The organism is Enterococcus avium ATCC 14025, from assembly GCF_000406965.1.
GTDB classification, from domain to species: domain Bacteria; phylum Bacillota; class Bacilli; order Lactobacillales; family Enterococcaceae; genus Enterococcus_A; species Enterococcus_A avium.
This window is the reverse complement of sequence record NZ_KE136362.1, coordinates 181,260-203,579: the sequence shown is the minus strand read 5'-3', so window position 1 is coordinate 203,579 and position 22,320 is coordinate 181,260. Positions and strand designations below refer to the sequence as shown.

General features: G+C 39.0%; 17 protein-coding genes. 6 read left to right on the top strand and 11 right to left on the bottom strand.

Features of this window, described 5'->3' with window-relative positions; genetic code table 11:
- Positions 1 to 103: 103 nt before the first annotated feature.
- Positions 104 to 1,702, top strand: a complete 1,599-nt coding sequence (locus OMU_RS08065; protein ID WP_016179452.1) for an ABC transporter permease subunit — start codon at positions 104 to 106, stop codon at positions 1,700 to 1,702.
- A gap of 27 nt (positions 1,703 to 1,729) precedes the next feature.
- Positions 1,730 to 2,473 carry an amino acid ABC transporter ATP-binding protein gene (locus OMU_RS08060; RefSeq protein ID WP_016179451.1) on the top strand — a complete coding sequence of 248 codons (744 nt, stop codon included), beginning with the start codon at positions 1,730 to 1,732 and terminating at the stop codon, positions 2,471 to 2,473.
- Between the two features lie 17 nt (positions 2,474 to 2,490).
- Here OMU_RS08060 and OMU_RS08055 read toward each other — a convergent pair whose 3' ends face one another.
- Positions 2,491 to 3,096, bottom strand: a complete 606-nt coding sequence (locus tag OMU_RS08055) for a TMEM175 family protein (protein ID WP_016179450.1) — start codon at positions 3,094 to 3,096, stop codon at positions 2,491 to 2,493.
- Between the two features lie 395 nt (positions 3,097 to 3,491).
- Between OMU_RS08055 and OMU_RS08050 the strand changes: the two genes are divergently transcribed.
- Positions 3,492 to 4,742: an IS110 family RNA-guided transposase gene (locus tag OMU_RS08050; RefSeq protein WP_002346915.1), complete on the top strand. Its 1,251-nt coding sequence runs from the start codon at positions 3,492 to 3,494 to the stop codon at positions 4,740 to 4,742.
- A 295-nt stretch (positions 4,743 to 5,037) separates the two neighbouring features.
- A complete protein-coding gene (locus tag OMU_RS08045) occupies positions 5,038 to 6,540 on the top strand; it encodes a helix-turn-helix domain-containing protein (protein ID WP_016179449.1) in 1,503 nt (500 codons plus the stop codon).
- 1,138 nt (positions 6,541 to 7,678) lie between these two features.
- On the opposite strand, the gene OMU_RS08040 is transcribed toward OMU_RS08045, so the two are convergent.
- From OMU_RS08040 to ispE, 9 genes are all read right to left on the bottom strand, one after another.
- Positions 7,679 to 8,398: an ABC transporter ATP-binding protein gene (locus tag OMU_RS08040; protein ID WP_016179448.1), complete on the bottom strand. Its 720-nt coding sequence runs from the start codon at positions 8,396 to 8,398 to the stop codon at positions 7,679 to 7,681.
- A gap of 4 nt (positions 8,399 to 8,402) precedes the next feature.
- Positions 8,403 to 10,829 carry a hypothetical protein gene (locus tag OMU_RS08035; protein WP_016179447.1) on the bottom strand — a complete coding sequence of 809 codons (2,427 nt, stop codon included), beginning with the start codon at positions 10,827 to 10,829 and terminating at the stop codon, positions 8,403 to 8,405.
- Positions 10,830 to 10,983: 154 nt separating this feature from the next.
- On the bottom strand, positions 10,984 to 11,955 hold the full coding sequence (locus tag OMU_RS08030; protein ID WP_016179446.1) for a ribose-phosphate diphosphokinase: 972 nt from the start codon (positions 11,953 to 11,955) through the stop codon (positions 10,984 to 10,986).
- A 97-nt stretch (positions 11,956 to 12,052) separates the two neighbouring features.
- Entirely contained in the window at positions 12,053 to 13,420 is a 1,368-nt protein-coding gene (glmU, locus tag OMU_RS08025; RefSeq protein ID WP_016179445.1) for a bifunctional UDP-N-acetylglucosamine diphosphorylase/glucosamine-1-phosphate N-acetyltransferase GlmU, read from the bottom strand.
- Between the two features lie 159 nt (positions 13,421 to 13,579).
- Positions 13,580 to 14,398 carry a pur operon repressor gene (purR, locus tag OMU_RS08020; protein ID WP_016179444.1) on the bottom strand — a complete coding sequence of 273 codons (819 nt, stop codon included), beginning with the start codon at positions 14,396 to 14,398 and terminating at the stop codon, positions 13,580 to 13,582.
- 336 nt (positions 14,399 to 14,734) lie between these two features.
- Positions 14,735 to 15,565: a metal ABC transporter permease gene (locus OMU_RS08015; protein WP_016179443.1), complete on the bottom strand. Its 831-nt coding sequence runs from the start codon at positions 15,563 to 15,565 to the stop codon at positions 14,735 to 14,737.
- A complete protein-coding gene (locus tag OMU_RS08010) occupies positions 15,538 to 16,218 on the bottom strand; it encodes a metal ABC transporter ATP-binding protein (protein ID WP_016179442.1) in 681 nt (226 codons plus the stop codon). Before OMU_RS08010 ends, OMU_RS08015 begins: the two co-directional genes overlap by 28 nt.
- Positions 16,219 to 16,235: 17 nt before the next feature.
- Positions 16,236 to 17,201 (bottom strand): metal ABC transporter substrate-binding protein, encoded by a 966-nt coding sequence (locus tag OMU_RS08005; RefSeq protein WP_016179441.1) that lies wholly within the window; start codon positions 17,199 to 17,201, stop codon positions 16,236 to 16,238.
- Between the two features lie 332 nt (positions 17,202 to 17,533).
- Positions 17,534 to 18,385: a 4-(cytidine 5'-diphospho)-2-C-methyl-D-erythritol kinase gene (gene ispE, locus OMU_RS08000; RefSeq protein WP_034875525.1), complete on the bottom strand. Its 852-nt coding sequence runs from the start codon at positions 18,383 to 18,385 to the stop codon at positions 17,534 to 17,536.
- A gap of 177 nt (positions 18,386 to 18,562) precedes the next feature.
- On the opposite strand from ispE, the gene OMU_RS07995 reads away from it, so the two are divergent.
- The gene (locus OMU_RS07995; protein ID WP_016179439.1) at positions 18,563 to 18,967 is read left to right on the top strand and encodes an Hsp20/alpha crystallin family protein; all 405 of its coding nucleotides are present in this window, start codon (positions 18,563 to 18,565) and stop codon (positions 18,965 to 18,967) included.
- 44 nt (positions 18,968 to 19,011) lie between these two features.
- On the opposite strand, the gene mprF is transcribed toward OMU_RS07995, so the two are convergent.
- Positions 19,012 to 21,573 (bottom strand): bifunctional lysylphosphatidylglycerol flippase/synthetase MprF, encoded by a 2,562-nt coding sequence (mprF, locus tag OMU_RS07990; RefSeq protein WP_016179438.1) that lies wholly within the window; start codon positions 21,571 to 21,573, stop codon positions 19,012 to 19,014.
- 391 nt (positions 21,574 to 21,964) lie between these two features.
- Here mprF and OMU_RS07985 point away from each other — a divergent pair, with 391 nt between their 5' ends.
- On the top strand, positions 21,965 to 22,264 hold the full coding sequence (locus OMU_RS07985; protein WP_016179437.1) for a bacteriocin immunity family protein: 300 nt from the start codon (positions 21,965 to 21,967) through the stop codon (positions 22,262 to 22,264).
- The last annotated feature ends 56 nt before the right edge of the window (positions 22,265 to 22,320 follow it).

The window sequence follows — 22,320 nt, the reverse complement described above, 5'->3', positions numbered from 1 at the left end:
TATTATCTGCAAGCGGCCTTATACACGAATCGGCGGCTTTTTTTGTTGCAGATTTTCAAAGACAGCCCTACCCAATCTCGTAATTTCAAGAAAGGGAGAAATTATGAATAGAAAAAAATTTTCAGTTATCGCACTCATCGCATTATTTATTTCATTTCTAGGAGCCCCATTAGTCACTCGGGCAGATGAAAAAACACCTGAAGGAGAATTGCGGGTCGGCATGGAGGCTGGATACGCTCCTTTCAACTGGACACAAAAGGATGATCGGAATGGCGCCGTGCAGATTCAAGGCGATAAAGCCTACGCTGGCGGCTATGACGTACAAATGGCGAAAAAAATCGCTGATAAAATGCATCGTAAACTAGTCGTGGTAAAAACCGAATGGGATGGTCTGTTACCAGCACTTCAATCTGGGAAGATCGACGCGATTATTGCTGGGATGTCTCCCACAGCTGAACGGCGAAAAGAAGTTGACTTTTCTGATCCATATTATGAATCACAATTAGTTATTGTCACCCGCAAAGATACTAAATATGCCAAAGCAACTTCGATCAAAGATTTTGCTGGTGCAAAGGTCACCGCGCAATTGAGTACGTTTCATTATGATGTTATCCCTCAAATCCCTGATGTCAACAAACAGGAAGCCATGGATAACTTCCCAGCAATGCGGGTCGCTTTGGAGTCAGGCACAATCGATGGGTACGTCAGTGAACGACCTGAAGGCGTGACTGCGGAAAGTGTTAACCCTGATTTAAAAATGGTCGAATTCGACAAAGCCAATGGATTCCAAACTAACCCAGAGGATGTGCAAGTTTCTGTCGGGATGCGAAAAGGAGATCCTGATATGGCCCAAGTTAACCAGATCCTGGCGGACATCTCACAAGACGAGCGTGTCGAAGTTATGGACCAAGCCATTAAAGATCAACCAGCTACCGATGAAACGCAAAGCGCTTCAGGTAAAAAAGAGAATGTATTTGTTCGTATTTTGAAACAGAACGGTTCGATGTTCTTGCGTGGTACGGGTATGACCCTATTACTTGCAATCGTTGGGACGACTGTTGGTACATTGATTGGTTTACTTGTCGGCGTCTTTCGAACCATTCCAGAATCAGACAACAGCGCAAAACGCGGGCTGCAAAAAGTCTTTGGCTGGTTACTAAATGCCTATATCGAGATTTTCCGTGGAACACCCATGATCGTTCAATCTGCCGTAATTTATTACGGAATTGCGATGGCCTTTGGAATTGATTTAAACCGAACCGCCGCTGCCTTATTTATCGTTTCAATCAATACTGGTGCTTACATGTCTGAAATCGTTCGTGGCGGAATCTTCGCTGTTGATCAAGGTCAATTTGAAGCTGCACACGCCATTGGTATGACCCATGGCCAAACGATGCGTAAGGTTGTCCTACCGCAAGTATTACGAAATATTTTGCCAGCAACTGGAAATGAATTAGTAATCAATATCAAAGATACCTCTGTTTTAAGTATCATTTCTGTTTCCGAATTGTTCTTCCAAGGAAAATCAGCAGCTGGAACAAACTATATGTTCTTCCAGACCTACTTCATCATTTGTGTGATCTATTTTGTATTGACCTTCACAGCGACTCGAATCTTACGAGCAGTTGAGAAAAAAATGGATGGTCCATCAGCTTATGTGCGTTTAGACGATGTTGATGTAGCTGTTGGGGAAGATAAATAATCAGTAAATCATTAAGGAGGAACAGTTATGAGTAGTATCATTGAAATCGAACATTTGAAAAAAAGCTTCGGCGATAACCTCGTCTTAAAAGATATCAGTATGAACGTCAACAAAGGAGAAGTTGTAACCATTATCGGTGCGTCTGGTTCGGGGAAATCCACTTTCCTACGCTGTATCAATTTATTAGAAACTCCTACAGATGGTAAGATCATGTATCAAGGAGAGAATGTTTTAGCTCCCGGATACAATTTACCAAAATATCGGACCCATCTAGGAATGGTGTTCCAGTCGTTCAATCTCTTCAACAACATGAACGTTTTGCAAAACTGTATGAGTGGCCAGGTAACGGTTCTAGGTCGCAAAGAAGCTGAAGCGAAAAAGGTCGCATTAGATAATTTGGAAAAAGTAGGCATGGATCGATTTGTCGATGCAAAACCCGCGCAACTATCTGGTGGTCAAAAACAACGAGTTGCAATTGCCCGCGCTTTATCCATGAACCCAGAAGTTATGCTGTTTGATGAACCGACATCTGCCCTTGATCCAGAAATGGTTGGTGATGTGTTACAGATTATGAAAAAATTAGCAGAAAGCGGTTTGACGATGGTAATCGTTACTCATGAAATGGCTTTTGCTAAAGAGGTTTCTGATCGTGTCATCTTCATGGATCAAGGTGTGATCGCTGAACAGGGAGCGCCTGAAGACATTTTCGGCAATCCTAAAGAAGCACGGACTAAAGAATTTTTACACCGTGTATTACATCCACAAGCTTAAAAAAACGGCAGAAGTTCTCAGCTTCTGCCGTGATTTTTTTGCCCCGATACCTTTTGATAGTATTCATCTGCTTTACGATAAGAAACCACCCAAATGCCAGAAACCAAAAAGCGACCAAAGATTCCAATTGGCGGAAAAATAAAAACACCTGCCAAAACAGCTAAGTTAATCAACATGGATAATTTGCTTCGTTGATCTCGTTTTAAAATAGTCGCCACGTGGCTGGTAGGGCTATTTGCTTTAATCAATTGCTTTGATAATATACCGTATGAAAAGCTCCACATCGTGAAGACCACTACATAAGAAAATTCTGGCCAAAAATGGTTTGGATTACGACCCACCCAACTGGTTACTGCTGGGCATAAAGTCAGCCAAAATAACCAAAAAATATTTGCCCAAATAACACGATAATTTATTTTTTCAGTCATTTGCATCATGCGATGGTGGTTCACCCAGATGACAGCAACAAAAATAAAACTAACAATATAGGCGAACAGTGTATTGGTTATGCTTAATAAGGAAGCTAGTGATGGTGCATCTGGTATTTGAATATTTAAAACCAGGACGGTCAAAACGATCGCAACGACACCATCGGTAAATGCTTCTAAACGCGACTTTGTCATTTTTTCACCTTCTCGTAATATATATTTTGAAGAAACTTTCATTCCTTCAATCGCCCTTAGGGGCTATTCCTAATATGTTTAAATAAAATAACGATTACTACTTGGATACTGTAGGATATTCCTGAATAATAAGTCTTGGAAAGGACTTACGGGAAGACGCTATCACCTTCTGCAGTTTTACTGCGACAGAAAGTCTGTGACCCGAACCGTTGGTATAACCTCCAACACACTAGCTGAGTCCATTGACCTCTACCAATCCTAGTAGAGATTGGGTGGCTTAGAGGTTTAATGAATGAAACTCTATTATGCGAGGCTGTCGTTAGACAACGTGATTCTGGGATATCCCACAGTACCCAAGCAATTTCCGAATAATCAATGAAAGGAGGTCCTTCCACATGAAACTATTTGTCGGTTTAGACGTTAGTTCTGAAAAATTAGATGCTTGCTTTATGACAGACGATTCAACTTGCTCTGTTTTAAAAGAAGCATCTTATGGAAATAGTCAACTTGGCGCAAGCCAGATCAAAGAATACATTCTCGAATTTTCTCAAAAATTTGAGATAGAGAGCTTAGTGATTGGAATGGAGGCCACATCTTTATATAGCTTTCATCCAGCTATGTTTTTTAAAGAAGATCTTGAGTTAAATCAATTGAACCTTATGGTTTCAGTTGAACAACCAAATAAAATTAAAAAGTATCGTGATATTTTTGAAGAAAACAAAAACGATCAAATTGATGCTTTTTATATCGCTGACTATTTTCGCATCCAAAGGCAAGTCAACTCCATCATTAAAGAGGAAGAATACCTTGCCCTCCAACACTTAACTAGAACGCGTTATCAGCTAATTAAACAGCTGGTTCGTACAAAGCAACACTTTATCGAAAACATTTATTATAAATGCAACACGCTTTCTAAAGAACTAAAAGCAGAAGGTGGATCCGTTTTAAGTGCCACATTAGTAACTCTAATGACGGAAGATTACACAATGGACCAACTTGCCGAACTGTCATTAGAAGAGTTTGCGAACCTAATTCAAAAACTAGGGAAGTATCGTTTTAAAAATCCCGAAGGAATTGCAAAGGCAATTTCTAAAGCCATACGTAGTTCCTACCGGTTAGGAAAAGTCCATCAGGACTCTGTAGATATTGTTTTGGGTGTTCTAGCCAAAGAAATTCGTAGTCTTGAAAAGTTAATTAAAGACTTAGACAAAGCCATTGACGATTTAGTCGTTGTGCTACCTGAATATCAATGTTTAACCAGTATTCCAGGAATCGGTCCTGTTTATGCTGCGGGTATACTCGCTGAAATTGGCCCTATCAATCGCTTTTCAGATGAAAGCAAATTGGCTAAATATGCCGGTTTATATTGGCGACAGAACCAATCAGGTAACTCTGAGTATGAAAATACTCCTATGGCCAAACGAGGCAATCGTTATCTCCGTTATTATCTAGTTGAAGCCACCAACTCCGTAAGGAGATACGAGCCTGAGTACCATGCGTATTATAAGAAAAAATACGCTGAAACACCCAAGCATAAACACAAACGAGCCATCGTACTAACCGCAAGAAAATTTACGCGTCTGGTGGATACGCTACTACGTAACCATCAACTCTATATGCCACCAAGGAGCGTGATAGATAAATAACAGTATGTTATTGACGCTAATCCTTGGAAGTACCCGAAAAAATTTTTAATTTTGGTCGGGTTTAGTTCAGTGCGCTTCAAAAATTAACTACCTTTAAAAATCTTTTGAAAAATTATCTTGACTTATTACCACTAGACTTTCTTAGAATAGCATGAAAATTGTTTTTCCCTATATAATATTACTCACTTTTTATCGGTTAATAACTGACAGGTTTTGGTAAATAAAGTACAATAAAGAAGAAATATGCTTAAAAAAATTCAGATTAATGACCGAATTTAATAAAGGAGGAAAACAGATGTTATATGAGGAACTTATGTTTGATGCGTCGCTCCTCTTGCGTTTTAATATTTTTAAATACTTAAACCAATCTACCAAAAAGATTTTAGCGATTAGTCAATTGTCAGAAGATTTAGATTTAAATTACCAGCAAAGCGTCATTGAACTGAATGAAGTAGATCAGGAATTAGCAGAAATACGACCGGATCACGAAACAATTATGATGCGTGCCGGCAAACTGAATCTAGAAAACCTCAATGCCACGGTTGATGAATATCGTTATCACTTACTGCAGCAAGCAGTGCCATTCCAGTTCATCCTATACTTCTTAAATGATGCGAATCCAACAATCGAACAATTTTGTGAAAAGTATTTTGTGAGTCGTTCCACAGTTTCTCGGAAAATCGATAAATTGAAAAAACACTTGAAACGATTCAATATTCGCTTTACATATACAGAGGCCGGTATGTCCGGCGATGAACGTTTGATTCGTTTAGCTTTATTTGATCTTTTATGGCTGGGAACTCGTGGAATTGAATGTCCAATAAATGTTGACAAACATCAATTAACTAAAATAATTGATACCTATAAAGACTATTTTCCGTTATCACAAACTTACTTTGGTACTCAAGAAATCAAATTATTTACTAGCATTAATATGGTGCGAGTACAGAAAAAGAAATTCACAAAATATGATCCTCGCTACAATTTTTTGATGAAGGATAATCCATATTATGATTTCACATCATTACGCGATCTAATTGACATGCCAATGACAACACGTCAATTAAAGGGTGAAACCAGTTTTATTTATTTCTTAGCTCATTATTCACCTTTCTATACGATTCGTGACGATCAAAGTATGAAACAAGCACTCCATGATTTTGATTCACGTCCAAATCCAGTAAATGATTTTGTAACGGAATTTCGGAACTTTGCTAAGAAAGTCTTATTCCCGGATCGGCCCGACATCATGGATGATCCATTGGTTGTTTCAAATATGTTGAATATCACCTTTGGTTACTTTATTTTCCGCCAGCCATTCCCAAGCATGATTGAATTAGTCTTAGACCCAAATGCTAAACAAACTCGCGGTGAATATATTTTATTCCAGAACATTCAAAATTTCATGCAAATGACGAAGGAAAATCCATCCTACAGCTTTATAAGTTCGGTTCATCCGATGATTACTCGAGCCTTTAAGCGTTTGTTATTGCCTTACTTTAATCAATTTCCTTACGCACATAATCTAAAAGTTGGTATTGCATTAGAGCATAATGCGATTTTCGTTCGTGACTTGTATCGTTTCCTTGAGGATCTGCGCTTCATTGATGCTGAGCCATACGATGTATCACTGAAGGATGATTATGATTTGATTATCAGCTCTTCCTCACTATTAAGAAAGGAAAAACCAAATATTCCGTTATTCCAACTGGATTTTCCTTATACAAAAAACGAGCTTGTTCCATTATATTTAGAATTGCGTAATATTTACGACAAGAAAAACCGTGTTTATGAATAATTGCTATTAAAAACGAGAGAGCCATGACAAAAGTCTTGTCATAGCTCTTTTTTCTGAATAAACGATGTTCTTGATGTTCCAGAAGTAGCTATTTAGAAAAATAAGCCAAAATCTCACATAAACTCGAAAAGCAACGAGTAGGTACCATTCAACATCCCTTCCTACATCATTGTATTTTTGGAAACTCCTTTTTGAAGCTGACCACTTCAGTCACAACCTCTTTACCTTTTATTTTTCATTTCATAAAATTATTGGGATAAAGAATTATAACAACTCCTTTTAGTTAATATAATTGGATAATTTATAAAATTCTAAAATAATGGTGTGAAACCCTATAAGTTTTTCTGTATTTTATTTTTTATAAATTAATGGTTTCGCTAGTCTTTCGTCATATTTTATTCATAAGTAGTTGCTATTATATAAGCATACCAACAAACAACCCTAACACTTTTTCATTTTTTAACTCCTTTGCTCATCGGCCACCCACCGATGAGCTCTTTTTTTGTTTAGATTTGTTCTATGATTCCTTTAGAAGTTTAGCTGCACAATGAAATAAAGCTTCAACATATGAATGAAATAACTATATAAGGGGATTTAATTATTTTTTTGATCTAACTATTAATGAATAGCTCAATTTTATTTCGACCTATTTTTTTAAATCTTCTACCAAGCTTCGTTCATAAATAATTCACATATCGTTGCTATTATATAAGCATACCAACAAACAACCCTAACACTTTTTCATTTTTTTAACTCCTTTGCTCATCGGCCACCCACCGATGAGCCCTTTTTTTGTTTGCTCCTTCAAATGATCAACAAGGCTAATTAAACGATCCACGTGTACTACGGAGAAACCTCATTTATTTCACTGTTTACTGCTCAATGTCTACTGAACTTTATTTCGACCTATTTTTTTTAATCTTCTGCCAAGCTTCATTCATAAATAATTCACATATCGTTGCTATTATATAAACATACCAACAAACAACCCTAACACTTTTTCATTTTTTAACTCCTTTGCTCATCGGCCACCCACCGATGAGCCCTTTTTTTTGTCTTTTTGGCAGGTTGCCAGTAGTAGTAATAAAAACAAGAGAGCGCCTGATATTCAGGGCACTCTCTTGTTTTTATCTTTCAATTAAACTTCCAACATTTTCTCTGCGATTTGAGCTTCGCTTCCAGCAGTATTGATTAGTCGATCATAGATTTGACCGTCCTTTAAAAAGATGACCTCTCTAGCCGCTTGAGCAACTTTGCTGTCATGAGTGATCATGACAATGGTGATGCCTAATTCTTGATTAATACGCTGAAAAATGTTGATTACTTCGGCTCCCGCATTGCTGTCTAAATTCCCAGTTGGCTCATCCGCTAAAATAATTTGCGGCTGATTTATCAATGCTCGGCAAATCGCAGCTCGTTGTTTTTCTCCTACTGACAACTCGTGAGGAAGTTTTCCCAATAGATGTTCAATTCGCAGCACTTGAAAGAATGGCTGCATTCGTTCTTCCGATTTTGTAACGTCTTGCTTATCCAAAATTGCGGGTAAAAGAATATTTTCCCGCACAGTGATACTTTCCATCAAATTGAAATCCTGAAAAACGAAGCCAATCTTTCTTCTGCGAATGTCAGAAATTTCATCTGGAAAAAGTTCATGCGTTAGTCTTTCCTCAAAAAAGACATCTCCAGTGGTTGGTGGGTGCATCAGCCCCAATATTTTCAATAATGTGGTTTTCCCACAACCAGAACGCCCCATGATACAAGTAAAATCGCCAGGGGCGATCAGCAAATCGATTCCCTTTAAGACTTCTTGCTGTCCATAATTTTTAGTAATATTTGCGGCTTTGATAATTGGCGTCATTTGCTTACCTCCACTTTTCAATTCTGCGGTAGATCAAACTTGCGATAGTTCCCCATACGAATAAGTAAATCCCAAAATCCAATAAAAAGATACCTCCGAACTGCAGCCATTCTGACATCGAGAAGAAGCGCAGTCTTCCCATGATTCCGATAAAACCCAGACTGAGCAGAAAACCAACAGCTAATGGCAAGACTGTGAAAAATCCAACCTGACGTTTCAAAACACTTCGCTGTTCTTTCTGTCTCATACCTAATTGATCCAACAGTCGTCTGCGTTCGATCAAACGAGTTTCTTCGCTTTCAAATTTGGCTACTATCAATCCCACACTCATGAAGATGCAGATGACTATAGTAAAGATTAAAAGCAAGACTTGTAGATAATTTTCAGAGACAACATTACTTTTCCGTTGCGTCTTTTCATATACAGGTTCGATCGTATCATCCCAACGCTTGTCGTCTACATATTTTTGATTTAAAAAATTTAATGCATGAGCAATTTTTTTATCTCTGTGAATCAAAAACAACTGATTTGGTTGATCTTTTTTAGATAAAGTCGCAAATTCTTCATCTGCAACAACTAGAATATTTTCCTGTAATCCACGTTGAAACATTCCAGTTAGTATCAAGCGTTCTTGGCTTTTGATTGTACGCATCGGGAAAATCACATCGACATTGGTTGTGTTGTAGCTCTCTAATGGTGTCCCAATTCGTAACCGCGATCGAACGCTTTGCGGGTCCCAATCGATCGGTTGTCCACGGATACTAATTGCCTGTTGATAAACGACATGCCACTGCCCTTTTTTTAAATGTAAAGGTTGTTTCTCCAAATCATTTGCCTGTCGTAGTTGTTGATAAGTTGTTTCAGACACTCCAATATGCTGTCCTTGAATAAACATCACCGGCCGCACTGTACCAAAAACTTCCCATTCCGGATCACCGTCCACAGACGTTACTGGAAAGAAAGGATAGCTTTTCCACAGGGCCTTTTCCTGATTCAACGATTTTTCAACTTGTTGAAATTCTGTTGATTTGACCTTCGCTACCACATCATACGGAAATAAATTGTCGACAGCAGTTTGTTGAAAAGTGACCACGCGAGGCAGAAAGATCCCCGCTATCAAAACTTGTAAAAGGGACACTAACATGAGAACATTGATACTTTTGTGAAAACGATAGAATAAATCATTGCGAGAAAGCAGGAGGGTGATTTTTTCCCGTCTACGTTTTACATAAAAACCGCCAATACCAAGGAAAAGCCCCCACAAAGCAATGATTAGCGTACTAATAACTAACAAGGTTTCAGCAGATTTTCTTCGATGAAACCACCAGAAAGTAACAGCTAACGCCAGCAAACCGATTAACAGAAATACTGGTGACAAACGATGATTTGGACGGTCTGCTTTGGTTTGCTCCCGAGGTTTAAATTGAATTAAGCGTAAGATTTTTTCCTGATGAAAAGCCATCGCTAAAATAATTAACCCTGTGTACAACAATAAAGCCCAGCCAATACTAGTAAATGCTCTAGTAATTAGCAAGCTAAGGCTTCCCCCAAACACCACACCCGACAAGGCACAAAGACTAAACTCTTCAATCAACATAATTAGAAACGTTTTTTTGCGGATTCCCAGCTGAATGAATAATTCCATGTGCTTTGCCTTAAAATCAATATATAAGCCGTCCATAAATGATAAGAACAATAATAACAAGATTAGAAGAACACCGCCGGATTCGATTAAAATACGTAGGAGTCCCGTTTTATTGAAAACTGTCTCTTGGGTGTGACTGCCGCTAAATTTCTGATAGGCGAAAAAAAGAATTACTAATGAAAAGAAAACTAATGTGTTTGCAAAGATTATCAAAAAATAATTTTTTCGATAGAAATGGAAATTTTTTCGAATAACCTGATGAAACAAAGGCGGATACTTTCCCGGAAAAGCCAAACGTCGTTTACGATCTTCGTTGCGCTGTTTTTCGATTTTTTGCGACTCAGCATATTTTCGATCTCGCTCGATTTTATCATCCAAATAGCGATTTAAAAGAAATTCTAACGCTCCGATTATAAGAAGCAGAACCAACCAAATGCTGCTTGAATAGAATTGAATGAAAATAAAATAGAAGAACATTGTGAAATAGAGCCAGGCAACTTTAGCAGATTGCAAGAGGACGATTTTTCGATGGCAGGTTAACAATAAGCTGTCAAAGACGTAGGCTAGCAGTAATAACAGAAACGCACCTGTGCCAACTAATACACCGATGCCTGAAGAAAACTCCGTTTGCCAAAAATGCAGAAAATTTCCGCTAATCAAGCTGCGAATCCAGACCTCAACCAAGCTGAATCGCTGATTCACACCACCGATTATTTTAAGAAATACAGCGATTATTAGCATTCCATAGCCCGCAGCCATAGAAATCCGATCCATTCTTTTTTGCATGTTGTCCTCCCCAGTTTCCTTCTTCTACTTATTATCATATCAGAAGAAATCAAGTGAGAAAGCGTTTAATCAAATTTCTTTAATCAGCAAAATTTTCAAAAATAGTTTAGACACAAAAAGAGGCACCCCAGCTGGAGTACCTCATACAATAGATTTATTTTTTATGTGTTTCAAATAGTGGGCTAACTGGTTTGTTCTCGTGGATACGTTTGATTGCATCTCCCATTAATTCACCCACACTGATTTCATCGATCTTATCGATTTTACGTTCGTCAGATAAGTAGATTGAATCTGTTACGACTAAATGCTCGATCGCAGAATCTTGGATTCTTTGCATTGCTGGACCTGATAACACCGGATGAGTACATGAAGCGTAGACCTGTTTTGCGCCAGCTTCTTTCAACGCATTGGCAGCTAGAGTAATCGTTCCTGCAGTATCAATCATGTCATCGATAATGACACAGGTTTTGCCGTCTACTTTACCAATAATGTTCATCACTTCCGCAACGTTCGCTTTCGGACGGCGTTTGTCGATGATGGCAATTGGTGCTTTTAAGAATTCTGCTAATTTACGTGCACGTGTAACCCCGCCATGGTCAGGTGAAACAACCACGACATCGTCGCCGCAAATACCTTTTTCTAAGAAGTAATCCGCAATCAATGGTGCACCCATTAAATGATCCACAGGGATATCAAAGAACCCTTGGATTTGCGAAGCATGGAGATCTAAAGTCAATAAACGTGTCGCACCAGCTTTTTCGATCATGTTTGCAACAAGCTTAGCAGTAATTGGTTCCCGCGCACGTGCTTTACGATCCTGACGGGCATAACCATAATAAGGCATTACGACGTTGATTGTTTTGGCACTCGCACGTTTCAAGGCATCAATCATAATCAAAAGTTCCATCAGATTATCATTTACCGGACTACTTGTAGACTGAACAACATAAACATGACAGCCACGAATACTTTCTTCAATGTTTACTTGAATTTCACCATCGCTAAATTGGGTAACAGAACTTTTTCCTAGTTCAACACCAACTTCTTCAGCAATTTTCTCAGCTAAGGGACGATTTGAATTCAAAGCAAAAATTTTCAATCTTGGATCAAAATAATGTTTCGACATGGGGACCTCCACTTTCTTTTTAAGCATACGCTACCGATTATATACCATTTCAAATAAAATACTAGTCATTTCCTTTTAAGAAATCAAGAGAATTCCCTTAAAATGGCAATCGACTCGCATAACCTTCTTTGTTTACTTGGCGAGCACGAGCAATTGCCATGTCGCCTTCAGCAATATCGTCAGTAATCGTTGAACCTGCTGCTGTCACACTATTCTCAGCAATAGTAACTGGCGCAATAATATTGGTTCCCGAACCAATAAAGACGTGATCTCCTACGTTGGTGTGATGTTTGTTCTTTCCATCGTAATTAACAAAAACAACACCGCAGCCGACATTGATATCTTTTCCAAGAGTTGCATCACCAACATAAGTTAAATGGCCTACTTTGGTATTTTCACCAATCGTGGCTTTTTTGATCTCTACGTAATTCCCGATATGAGCATTTTCACCAATATCTGATTTTGGACGCAAGTGTGCGTGTGGACCAACGTCCGCATTTTTTCTCACAATTGCTTCTTCGATGACAGAAGATTTGATTTCCACCTTGTCTTCAATTGTGCTATCAACAATTTTCGAGTGAGCACCAATAATACAGTCAGAGCCAATCACTGTATTTCCTTGGATTTGCACTCCTGGCTCGATAATGGTATCAGAACCGATCTCGATACCAGCATCAATATATGTCGTCGCAGGATCAATGAATGTCACGCCATTAACCATGTGCTGCTTATTAATACGGCGACGCATCAATTCATTCGCATTCGCTAAAGCGATTCGATCGTTGACACCCAGCGATTCTTCAAAATCATCCGTTTTATAAGCTGCAACCGTTTGACCGTCATTTTTTAAAATTTCAACAATATCGGTTAAGTAGTATTCACCTTGTGCATTATTGGTGCCTATTTTTTCTAATGCCGCAAATAACTGTTCATTATCAAAGCAATAGGTTCCTGTATTGATTTCTTGAGTTCGCGCTTCTTCTGGAGTCGCATCTTTTTGTTCAACAATTTTTTCCACGATGCCGACATGGTCGCGTAAAATGCGTCCGTAGCCTGTTGGATCTTCTGCATGAGCAGTCAGAATCGTCGCACTAGCCTTTTTGCCTTGATGATAATCAAATAGATTATTCAATGTTTGCGTGGTAAGTAATGGTGTATCTCCGCTAATGACTAAAGTTGTCCCTTGTTTGCCCTTTAAAAATTCTGCCGCTTGCATCACCGCATGGCCTGTTCCAAGTTGTTCTGCCTGTAACGCATATCGGCTACGATCACCCAATTGTTCCTTAACCATTTCCGCGCCATGACCAACAATCGTTACGATGTCTGTTGGCTGTGTCTCAACCACCCGTTCAATAATGTGTTCCACCATTGGTTTTCCTGCAACTGGATGCAAGACTTTGTATAATTTTGATTTCATGCGGGTTCCCTTACCCGCTGCTAAAATAATCGCATAACGGTTTTCCAAAAGAAGTCACTCCTATTTCATTCTATTCATTTTAAATTTACCATTGATATTTGAAATCCGTAGTCCATTTTACTAGCCACACGCAAAAAAGGCTAGCTCATTAGACTCTCTCAAAGAAAAAAACTAGAGAGAGTCTTAAAAACCTAGCATTCTTATTGTCTATTTATTGAAGCAATTACCAGGTACAACACTGATAGTTTTCGTACTAGTATCAACGTCTTGAACAAATAGCAACGAATTATAGTCGTCAATAGCCCGCTCGCCTTTAAACTTAGACTCAGCAAAGACAGTAATTCCTACAAGTTCTGCTTCAAATTCTTCAATCAGGCTCTTCATTCCATTGACGGTACCTCCGCCCTTCATGAAATCATCCACAATCAAAACCTTTGAACCGCGTTTTAAGCTGCGCTTTGACAGCTCCATTTTTTCGATCCGTTCTGATGAGCCAGAAACATAGTTCACACTAACTGTCGAACCTTCTGTAATTTTCGAGTCGCGACGAACGATTACGAATGGGGCATTCAAATAATAAGAGACTGCTTGCGCGATTGGTACGCCTTTAGTAGCAACCGTCATGACTGCATCAACTTTTTTATCTAAATATTGCGCCGCAATGATTCGTCCAACTTTACGTAATAAGTCAGGCTGACCCAACATATCAGATAGATATACATATCCGCCTGGCAATAAACGATCCTCTTCAGACAAACGCTCAGCCAAAGATTCGATATATTCCTGTGCTTCTGCATCCGTAATACTTGGTGTAAAGACAACACCGCCGGCAGCACCAGGAATCGTTTCTAGAAAGCCTGTTCCTCGTTCCTTGAAGGTTTTCTTTACAATTGCTAAGTCTTCACTGATAGAAGATTTGGCTGAACCGTATCGAGCCGCAAAAAAAGTCAATGGGATCAAGTCATGTGGATGATCCAACAAATATTGTGTCATGTCGATTAATCGTTCACTTCGACGCACTTTCACGTAATTCACTCCTATTTCGTATTAATGTATTTTTTCTTGGTGAAAAAGGTTGATGCTCAAAACGAATACCATTCCACTAATGAACTAAAGTTCAAAGTGGAACTGGCATCCTATTTCGTATTAATGTATTTTTTCTTGATGAAAAAAGGTTGATGCTCAATGCCTATCATCGCTTAACTCTTATAAAGAAAAAGCAGATGATCGCCTATTCTGATTTATCGTTTCCCATTATAAGGGTTTAGCTGATAAAATTCGAGCATTTTCTTGTTTTAAAGTTTAAAAGTTCGGAATTTATTAATTATTTTGCAAAAAAAGAGGAAAAGCTTTCGCTTTCCTCTAATTTTGCATCTGTTTTCGTTGAACCAAGATCCGCAACTGACGGATTCCATTGATTACTAAAAACAATAAGATAAAACCAAGTGTGATCGTCGCACCCGGCGGTGTATCTAAATAATATGAACCAGTCAGACCACCAATCATTCCAATAAAGCCAACAAGCACGCTGACGAAGATCACAATGTTAAAACTTTTTCCTACCCGCATACCGATTGCCGCTGGCAATACCATGATAGCTGAGATTAACAAGGCTCCTGCGATTGGAATCATAATTGCAATAGCTACTCCCGTCACAACATTGAAAATCATCGACATCATACGAACAGGCAGACCATCAACAGCCGCGATATCTTCATCAAAGGTCAATACATACATAGGTCGCTTGAATAGCAGGAATAAAATACCGACTAAAACAAAGAGAATTCCTAAAAAGATAACCTGTTGCCAAGTAATCGTCACGATCGAACCAAATAGATACGATTGGATGCTGACTGCCGAGCTTCCCGGAGCCAGGCTCATTAATACCAATGCGATGGCTAGGCCGGCTGCCATTAAGATCGCAATGGAAATTTCCGAATAAGAGCTATACATATTCTGTAAATATTCCATGATGATTGCGGCAACAACCACTACTAACAACGTTGTTCCCGTCGGATTCAAATTCAAGAAGAAGCCTAATGCTACTCCTGCCAGCGAAACGTGGGATAGAGTATCCGCCATTAACGACTGTCGTCGAATCACTAGAAAGACTCCCAACATTGGAGCGATTCCGGCGATAAAAATCGCGGCTAAGAAGGCACGTCTCATGAATTCATATGAAAGCAACGCCATTTTGAATTCTCCTTTCGCACCAATCGAATGTGGCGATCAATATATTTTTTGGTGTCCTCATGATCGTGGGTAATCATTAAGATACTTTTACCGTGCACATGAGCACTGTGGCGCAGTAAATTATAAAAATCATTGCGGGATTTTTCATCCATTCCCGTTGTCGGCTCATCTAGAACAAATAAATCCGGATCTTTAGCAAATAACCGTGCCAAACTGATTCGCTGTTTTTGCCCACCAGATAATTCTCCTACCTTCTTGTGACGCATATTCCACATATCTACTGACTCCAACGCCTTTTGTACATGTTCATGGTCGCGTTCAGATAACTTTTTGAACCATTTTCCTTGTGGATAGCGGCCAGATTCCACCAATTCTAAAACGGTACTAGGAAAACCGGCATTGAACGATGCTACTTGTTGTGGAATATAGCCGATACTCAATTTTTTCCCTTCGGCATTCTTCTTTGCAATCATAACTTTTCCGCTACTCGGCTTTAATAGCCCTAATGTCGCTTTGATCAATGTCGATTTTGCGGCACCATTTTCTCCCGTTAAAATGACAAATTCGCCAGGGTCCACACGATAGGACACATTTTCTAATACAGGTTCGTTGTCATAATAGAATGAGAGGTCTTCTACCTCGATATACGACATTTTTTTCGCTCCTTTTACTAATGAATACTTTCCTTCAATGCGGTCAAATTCTCACGCATAACAGAAAGATAGTCTTCACCATCTTTGATTTGCTTATCTGTCAAACTCTCTAATGGATTCAAGACTTCCAATTTCACGCCAGTTTCTTTAGACAAAGTCTCGGCAACTTTTGAAGAAGCATTCTCTTCAAAATAAATGACCTTCACTTGGTTGTCATCCACATAATGTTTCAACTCGCTCAGACGACTTGGTGACGGTTCTTGATCGGGGGAAATGCCGGCAATCGCTTCTTGGGTTAACCCATACTGGTTAGCTAAATAGCCAAATGCCGCATGCTGCGTCACAAAGGTTTTATTCTTCGCGTCCTTAAATGCTGTTTGAAACTCTTCATCTAATTTCTTTAATTCATCAATATAGCTTGCCGCATTTTTTTCAAATGCTGCTTTGTCATCTGGATATTTTTTACTTAGCTGATCACGGATTGTTTCGACTTCCTTGATTGCCAAAGCAGGATCCAACCAAACATGGGGATCTAATTCATGTGAATGTCCGTGTTCTTCATGTTCCTGAGTGTCATGATCATGTGCTTCTTCGTGGTCATGCTCTGTGCCTTCCATCAATTTGATATCTTTAGAAGCTTGAATGATTTCCGTTTGTTTCGTATCAATCGTATCCGTCAAATTATCTGTCCACGTTTCTAGCTCTGGACTATTATAGACAAAGACATCAGAATCTGAAATTTTTGCCAAATCTTTGGCTGATGGTTCAAAATCATGGGGTTCGGTACCTGCAGGAATCAGCAATTCTACATCGCCTTTATCTCCTACCACCTGTTTGGTGAATTCGTACATTGGGTAAAACGTCGTCATCACCTGAATTTTTTCATTGGATGAGGCCTCTTTTTTCTCTTGTCCACCGCAAGCAGTCAGCAAAACAGATAGTACCACAGTTCCTAGTAAAAGTAGTCCTTTTTGCATCTTCATCTATCTAAACACCTTCTCTTCTCGTTTTAAGACAAAGATTAATTTAACAGATGTTTTTCTATCCGTCAACACAAAACGTAAAAATTACGATTTGAATACGAATAAGGCTGATAAACCGTAATATAAATGATATTTCATTCATATGAAGGATCAAACCTGTATTCGTTTTTCTTTTCAGCAAACGTTATTTTATCCATTGAATGAAACTTTATCTAACACATCATAGAAGATAGCCGTCTACTTTTTTGTTTAAAAGCCACTTTGTTTCAAAACTGTTAAAATGAAAAAAGCACCTTTCCAAAAGTTGGAAAAATGCTTTAGTCGCAGATTTTTTACTTTAATGTCCGCACTAGATATACTTCATCACAAAAACCTTTCAGTGCATTGAACACATGCTTCGCGCGGGAATACTTATGACACAGCGCATACACCGTAGGACCACTGCCGCTCATCATCGCAGCATCTGCGCCATATTTCAGCATACGATCTTTTAGCTGCTGGATGATCGGATGCTTTTTAATTGTTACGACTTCCATCGAATTCCCTAAGTTTTGGGTCATCTTCTGGTAATCATTTTCTTCAATAGCTGAGACCAGCGCTGGAATATCCGGATGATATAAATCCTCCATTACAATCTTAGCAAAAATCGTGCGTGTCGATACACTCATCCGCGGCTTAACCACCACTACCCAACACTGCGGCATTGGAGCAATCGGGGTCACTTTCTCACCAAAGCCTTCGACTAACGAGGTTTGTCCATATACACAATAGGGAACATCTGAACCAACCTCAGCACCTAAGCTAGCCAATTCCTTAACTGATAATCCCAAATTCCATAAACGGTTTACCGCTCGTAAAGCCGCCGCTGAATCCGTTGAGCCGCCGCCTAAACCGGCCGCTACAGGAATTTCTTTATGAATTTTGACCCGTAAGCCCTGTTTTATCTCAAAGCGCTCCTTAACCAGTTCTAGCGCTTCATAAACATGATTCTTTTTATCGGTGGGTAAAAAAGCCTTATTGGTCTCAATGATGATTTTATTTTCCGGAATTTCTTCCAAATACAAACGATCTGCTAGGTCGATGCTGGCCATGACCATCGCCAATTCATGCAAGCCATCTGGTCGTTTGCCTAAAATATCGAGGCCCAAATTGATTTTCGCTGGGGCTTTCTCCATAATTTCCATTTTCTCACCCGTTCAAATTTTTCACTAGACGATTCTATCATAGCCCATAATAAATGTATAGATAATTCATTCTAGCATAGGCGCCCTAAATTAGTTGAATAATTCCACCTGAGGCTTTACCATGAAAGAAAGAACAATGTTGCACGCCGGGATAATATAAAATAGGAGGAATACCAGATGAATCTACTGCCGAAAAATAATTGGTTAGATGGAGAAGAATTAGTAGGCAAGCTGATGAACACGTTTTGGGATGACCGAAAAATGAGTGTCGATATTCGCGATATGGATGATCACTATGAAGTCAAAGCGGATCTGCCAGGATTTGAAAAATCAGAAATTTCCGTGAACTATACGAATGAGATACTTTCGATTGATGCCGAACACACGAGCGAAAATGAAGTTAAAGATGATGGTCGTTTTGTCCGCCGAGAACGCTCCAGCAGTGCATACCACCGTCAATTTGTAGTGAAAAGCATTGATGAAGAAAAAATTAGCGCAAAATTTGAAAATGGTGTGCTCACGTTGATACTCCCCCGAACGGATTACGAAGAAAAGAAAGGTACATCTATCACGATTGATTGAAGTACGCATGAATGAAAAAGACGAGCCGTAACGGGCTCGTCTTTTTATACTTCGATCATTTCTTCTGAAATCGTGACACCTTTGTTCTTTCCTCGACCAATTAAATAAAGTAATTGTAAGGCTGAGAATAAAAAGCTGCTATCCTTCATATAAGCGAAATATCTTGGTCGCCATCGATCCACATAAACCGTTTTTTCCTCTGTAACCTGTTGAAAAGCATAAATCGAATGACCATATTTATAGATCAAATTCATGATCCGCTCTCCTAAAAAAGCAAAAGAAGTCTCGCCAACTTTGGCTAAAGGCGCCATGCCTTGATATACTTCACAATATCCTTGTCGTTTCAACTCATCCATCAAATGCAGCTTTAGAAAAGTCGGCAGCTCATTCGGTACATCGTTTCGGAAACGTAAAAGATCAAAGGACGCCTTCTCCTTATTGATTGGCTGTTCAGTGATAAATCCGACAATCCGATTTTGCGGATCACGTGCAATTCCAACATTACTTGTTTCAATGTACCCACGATCAAAGCGGCCTACTGAGAAACATTTTTCCTTTTCACCATTCAACCATTCATCTGAAATTTCCTCTAGCTCCTCAAAAACTTCCTCTGGCAGATTTTCAAAATAAATAAATTGATACCCCTCGTTTGTCAAGCGTTTAAATTCAAAGCGATCAGAAAAAACATCATGTTTATGACGAGTGAAATCCGTAACCCCCGTCTCACCGATCTTATCAAAATGAAAGCCTAAATCATGTAGAAGTAGAACGTACTCTTCTGATATTTTATAAAAGGCCAGCTGATAGCCCAACTTATCTGCATGTTCCATAAAGGCAAAAGTAGCCGCCTGCCATTTTTCAGGATTGCCCACAGGATCGCCCAGAACAAAACACTTATTTGCTCGCGTCTGAAAACCAAAAACGATTTGATCGTTGCCGTTTTCTTGATAATAAAAATACTGATAGCCCGATACTCGTAAATAATGACTAGCAGGCGTGCCGCCATAGCGATTGATTAAATAGTTGAAGCGTTTCTCATCCCAAGCAGCTCCCAGTTTTGTCTCACTTTGCGTTAAATATTGATAGAGGATCGCTAAACATAAAATTGATAAAATCAATCCGACTAAACCGGAGAACCATATTTCTTCTGACGGGAAGGCAAAATATTTCGCCGATAACCGTTCCGTACTCCAGATCTGACCACTGTGATAGCCTGCTACCGCATAAAAAATGAAGAGCAGACCGAATAAAATTCCATCAAAAACCAACGCTCCCCAAGAATACACAAACCGTTCTCGGTAAAATTCCCGTCGAGACATCCAGACGATCAATAAAATCACCAGATAAACAACAATCAAACGAACAGATGCTGTCCGCGCTACCGTATTAATAATCCCAAAGATCAATAATAAGATTGTTGGCCAAAATGCCCGCTTTACTTTTTGCGAGATTCCTCTAGCAAATCCCAGAAGCAAGAAACCAATCAATAAGTTCAATGTCTGATCCAGAAAATCAAAGGAGAACGGCAGTAGTACTTGAAATAGGCGGCTGATATTAGATAAGTTTGTTAATGTAGATAATAGAATCATCATAATTCCAGCAAAATAAACGGCACTGACCATAATGACATGAGCAAATTTTTGTGAAAGCACACGCGGCAGATTATCAAAATAACGATTCATTTTGACACTGGTATTAGTCAAAAAAATTATGATACCCGTTATAAAAGGAACTAGGTAATAAAATATTCGATAAAACAAGATCCAAACGACCGCTGTACTTTGATTCAACCCGAGATGCCCCAAACCCAAAATCATCATCACATCAAATGTTCCCGCGCCACCTGGCACCATCGTCAGCATCCCTAGACCAGTCGCAATCACAAACATTGGATAAATATCACCGATATTCAATTTCACACCCATCAAATAGCCAACCGATAAGAAGACTATCAGCGCACCTAACCATTGGCCCAATGATGCTAAATACAATTCAAAAATTTGTTTCAGCCGAAACTCTTTAAAAATCGTACGGCGTCGACTATAAACAAAAATTAATAAAAGCGGCGCAAAAGCACCACCTGCTAATAACCAAAAACGATAACGCACAAAGGGATTTTGTGTTCGAAAAATAATCAAATCTAAAGACGTAATGAAGGCCATGATGGAAAGCCCCGCTAGCATGAAAATAGCAATCTTGGAGATCACAGCCAGTACTTTTTTCTTCTCCATCCCCTTACCGTAAAAACTAGAGCGCAGACTCACTCCGACCACACCGCCGAATCCGGCCAAATTATTGATTGTATTAGTGGTCCAGGCAGAAACTAGCCATTCTTTAAAATTCATTCGCGGACGTCCCGTCGCTTCGAGTGTCGTGATTGCCACGTGATCATATAAAAGCATGGGCAGAACACCACAAAGGCCGATCCCAAACATACTTAATAATGCTACTTGATCCTGTTGCTTGATCGTTTGCCAAACGGTTTGCCAACTCATTCCATGAGCGATATTTTTCACTTGATTCGCCACGAAAAATAAAACAATCCCAAAGAAGATGATTTTTAATAATGTAGCATGCCGTTTGAACCAGCGACTGATTGTCGTCATCCTTTTACTCCCATTCTTTCTTTTCTTGTACTCTATTTTAAATGAATTCTTGCTTTGAAGCTATCCTTTTAAATAAATGAAGCGTTTTTTAAATAGCAGTGTCTATTTTTTCTAAAAACCCATGTTTCTTTGCTGCTATAAGCAACATCACACTAATACAGCGGCTATTTATTAGCATAATGACAGTACTTTTTATTTTAGAATAATTTTCTGACGTTCAAGATATTTGAGTTGAAGCTTTCTCCTAAAATATTGAATAGGCTAACAGTGGCAAATAATGAGGAGTTAGCGTATCTTGTGATTATATCCTTACTCAAGAATTTAGGCAAAGCCAGCAGACCAAAGAGTAATCTACAGTCTCCTCCTTGAGTAAATAATTAAGGAGTGAAACATGATGTCAAAACTAAACTGGTTCTCAGGTGGAAAAGAACGCAGCGATCAAGCTCTCGCACTCATTACAGAAATCCTAAGAGAATTAGACACAGATCAAAATAGTCAAGCACTACAAAAAGTATTAGCTAACTATCAAAATGAATTAAGAAAAGAAGAACGCCCTATTCCATGTATTCTGAGTCAAATGAATGTAGAGATTTCCAACATCTTAAACAAAAAGGCTATTTCCTTATCCACTAAGCAAGCAAAGAAATTAAAGCAGCTACTTACCTTATCATACATTCGTTATGGCTATTAATAGAGATTTTTTTCGCTTGGTTATCAGTCGCTGAGTTATCCAAGCTGAAACGTCTA

Coding starts and splice junctions, on each gene's coding strand:
- OMU_RS08005 (WP_016179441.1), bottom strand. CDS start 17,201: ATGAAGATGCAAAAAGGACTACTTTTACTAGGAACTGTGGTACTATCT.
- OMU_RS08045 (WP_016179449.1), top strand. CDS start 5,038: ATGTTATATGAGGAACTTATGTTTGATGCGTCGCTCCTCTTGCGTTTT.
- OMU_RS08050 (WP_002346915.1), top strand. CDS start 3,492: ATGAAACTATTTGTCGGTTTAGACGTTAGTTCTGAAAAATTAGATGCT.
- OMU_RS07995 (WP_016179439.1), top strand. CDS start 18,563: ATGAATCTACTGCCGAAAAATAATTGGTTAGATGGAGAAGAATTAGTA.
- OMU_RS08040 (WP_016179448.1), bottom strand. CDS start 8,398: ATGACGCCAATTATCAAAGCCGCAAATATTACTAAAAATTATGGACAG.
- OMU_RS08060 (WP_016179451.1), top strand. CDS start 1,730: ATGAGTAGTATCATTGAAATCGAACATTTGAAAAAAAGCTTCGGCGAT.
- mprF (WP_016179438.1), bottom strand. CDS start 21,573: ATGACGACAATCAGTCGCTGGTTCAAACGGCATGCTACATTATTAAAA.
- OMU_RS07985 (WP_016179437.1), top strand. CDS start 21,965: ATGATGTCAAAACTAAACTGGTTCTCAGGTGGAAAAGAACGCAGCGAT.
- OMU_RS08010 (WP_016179442.1), bottom strand. CDS start 16,218: ATGTCGTATATCGAGGTAGAAGACCTCTCATTCTATTATGACAACGAA.
- ispE (WP_034875525.1), bottom strand. CDS start 18,385: ATGGAAATTATGGAGAAAGCCCCAGCGAAAATCAATTTGGGCCTCGAT.
- OMU_RS08015 (WP_016179443.1), bottom strand. CDS start 15,565: ATGGCGTTGCTTTCATATGAATTCATGAGACGTGCCTTCTTAGCCGCG.
- OMU_RS08055 (WP_016179450.1), bottom strand. CDS start 3,096: ATGACAAAGTCGCGTTTAGAAGCATTTACCGATGGTGTCGTTGCGATC.
- OMU_RS08065 (WP_016179452.1), top strand. CDS start 104: ATGAATAGAAAAAAATTTTCAGTTATCGCACTCATCGCATTATTTATT.
- OMU_RS08030 (WP_016179446.1), bottom strand. CDS start 11,955: ATGTCGAAACATTATTTTGATCCAAGATTGAAAATTTTTGCTTTGAAT.
- OMU_RS08035 (WP_016179447.1), bottom strand. CDS start 10,829: ATGCAAAAAAGAATGGATCGGATTTCTATGGCTGCGGGCTATGGAATG.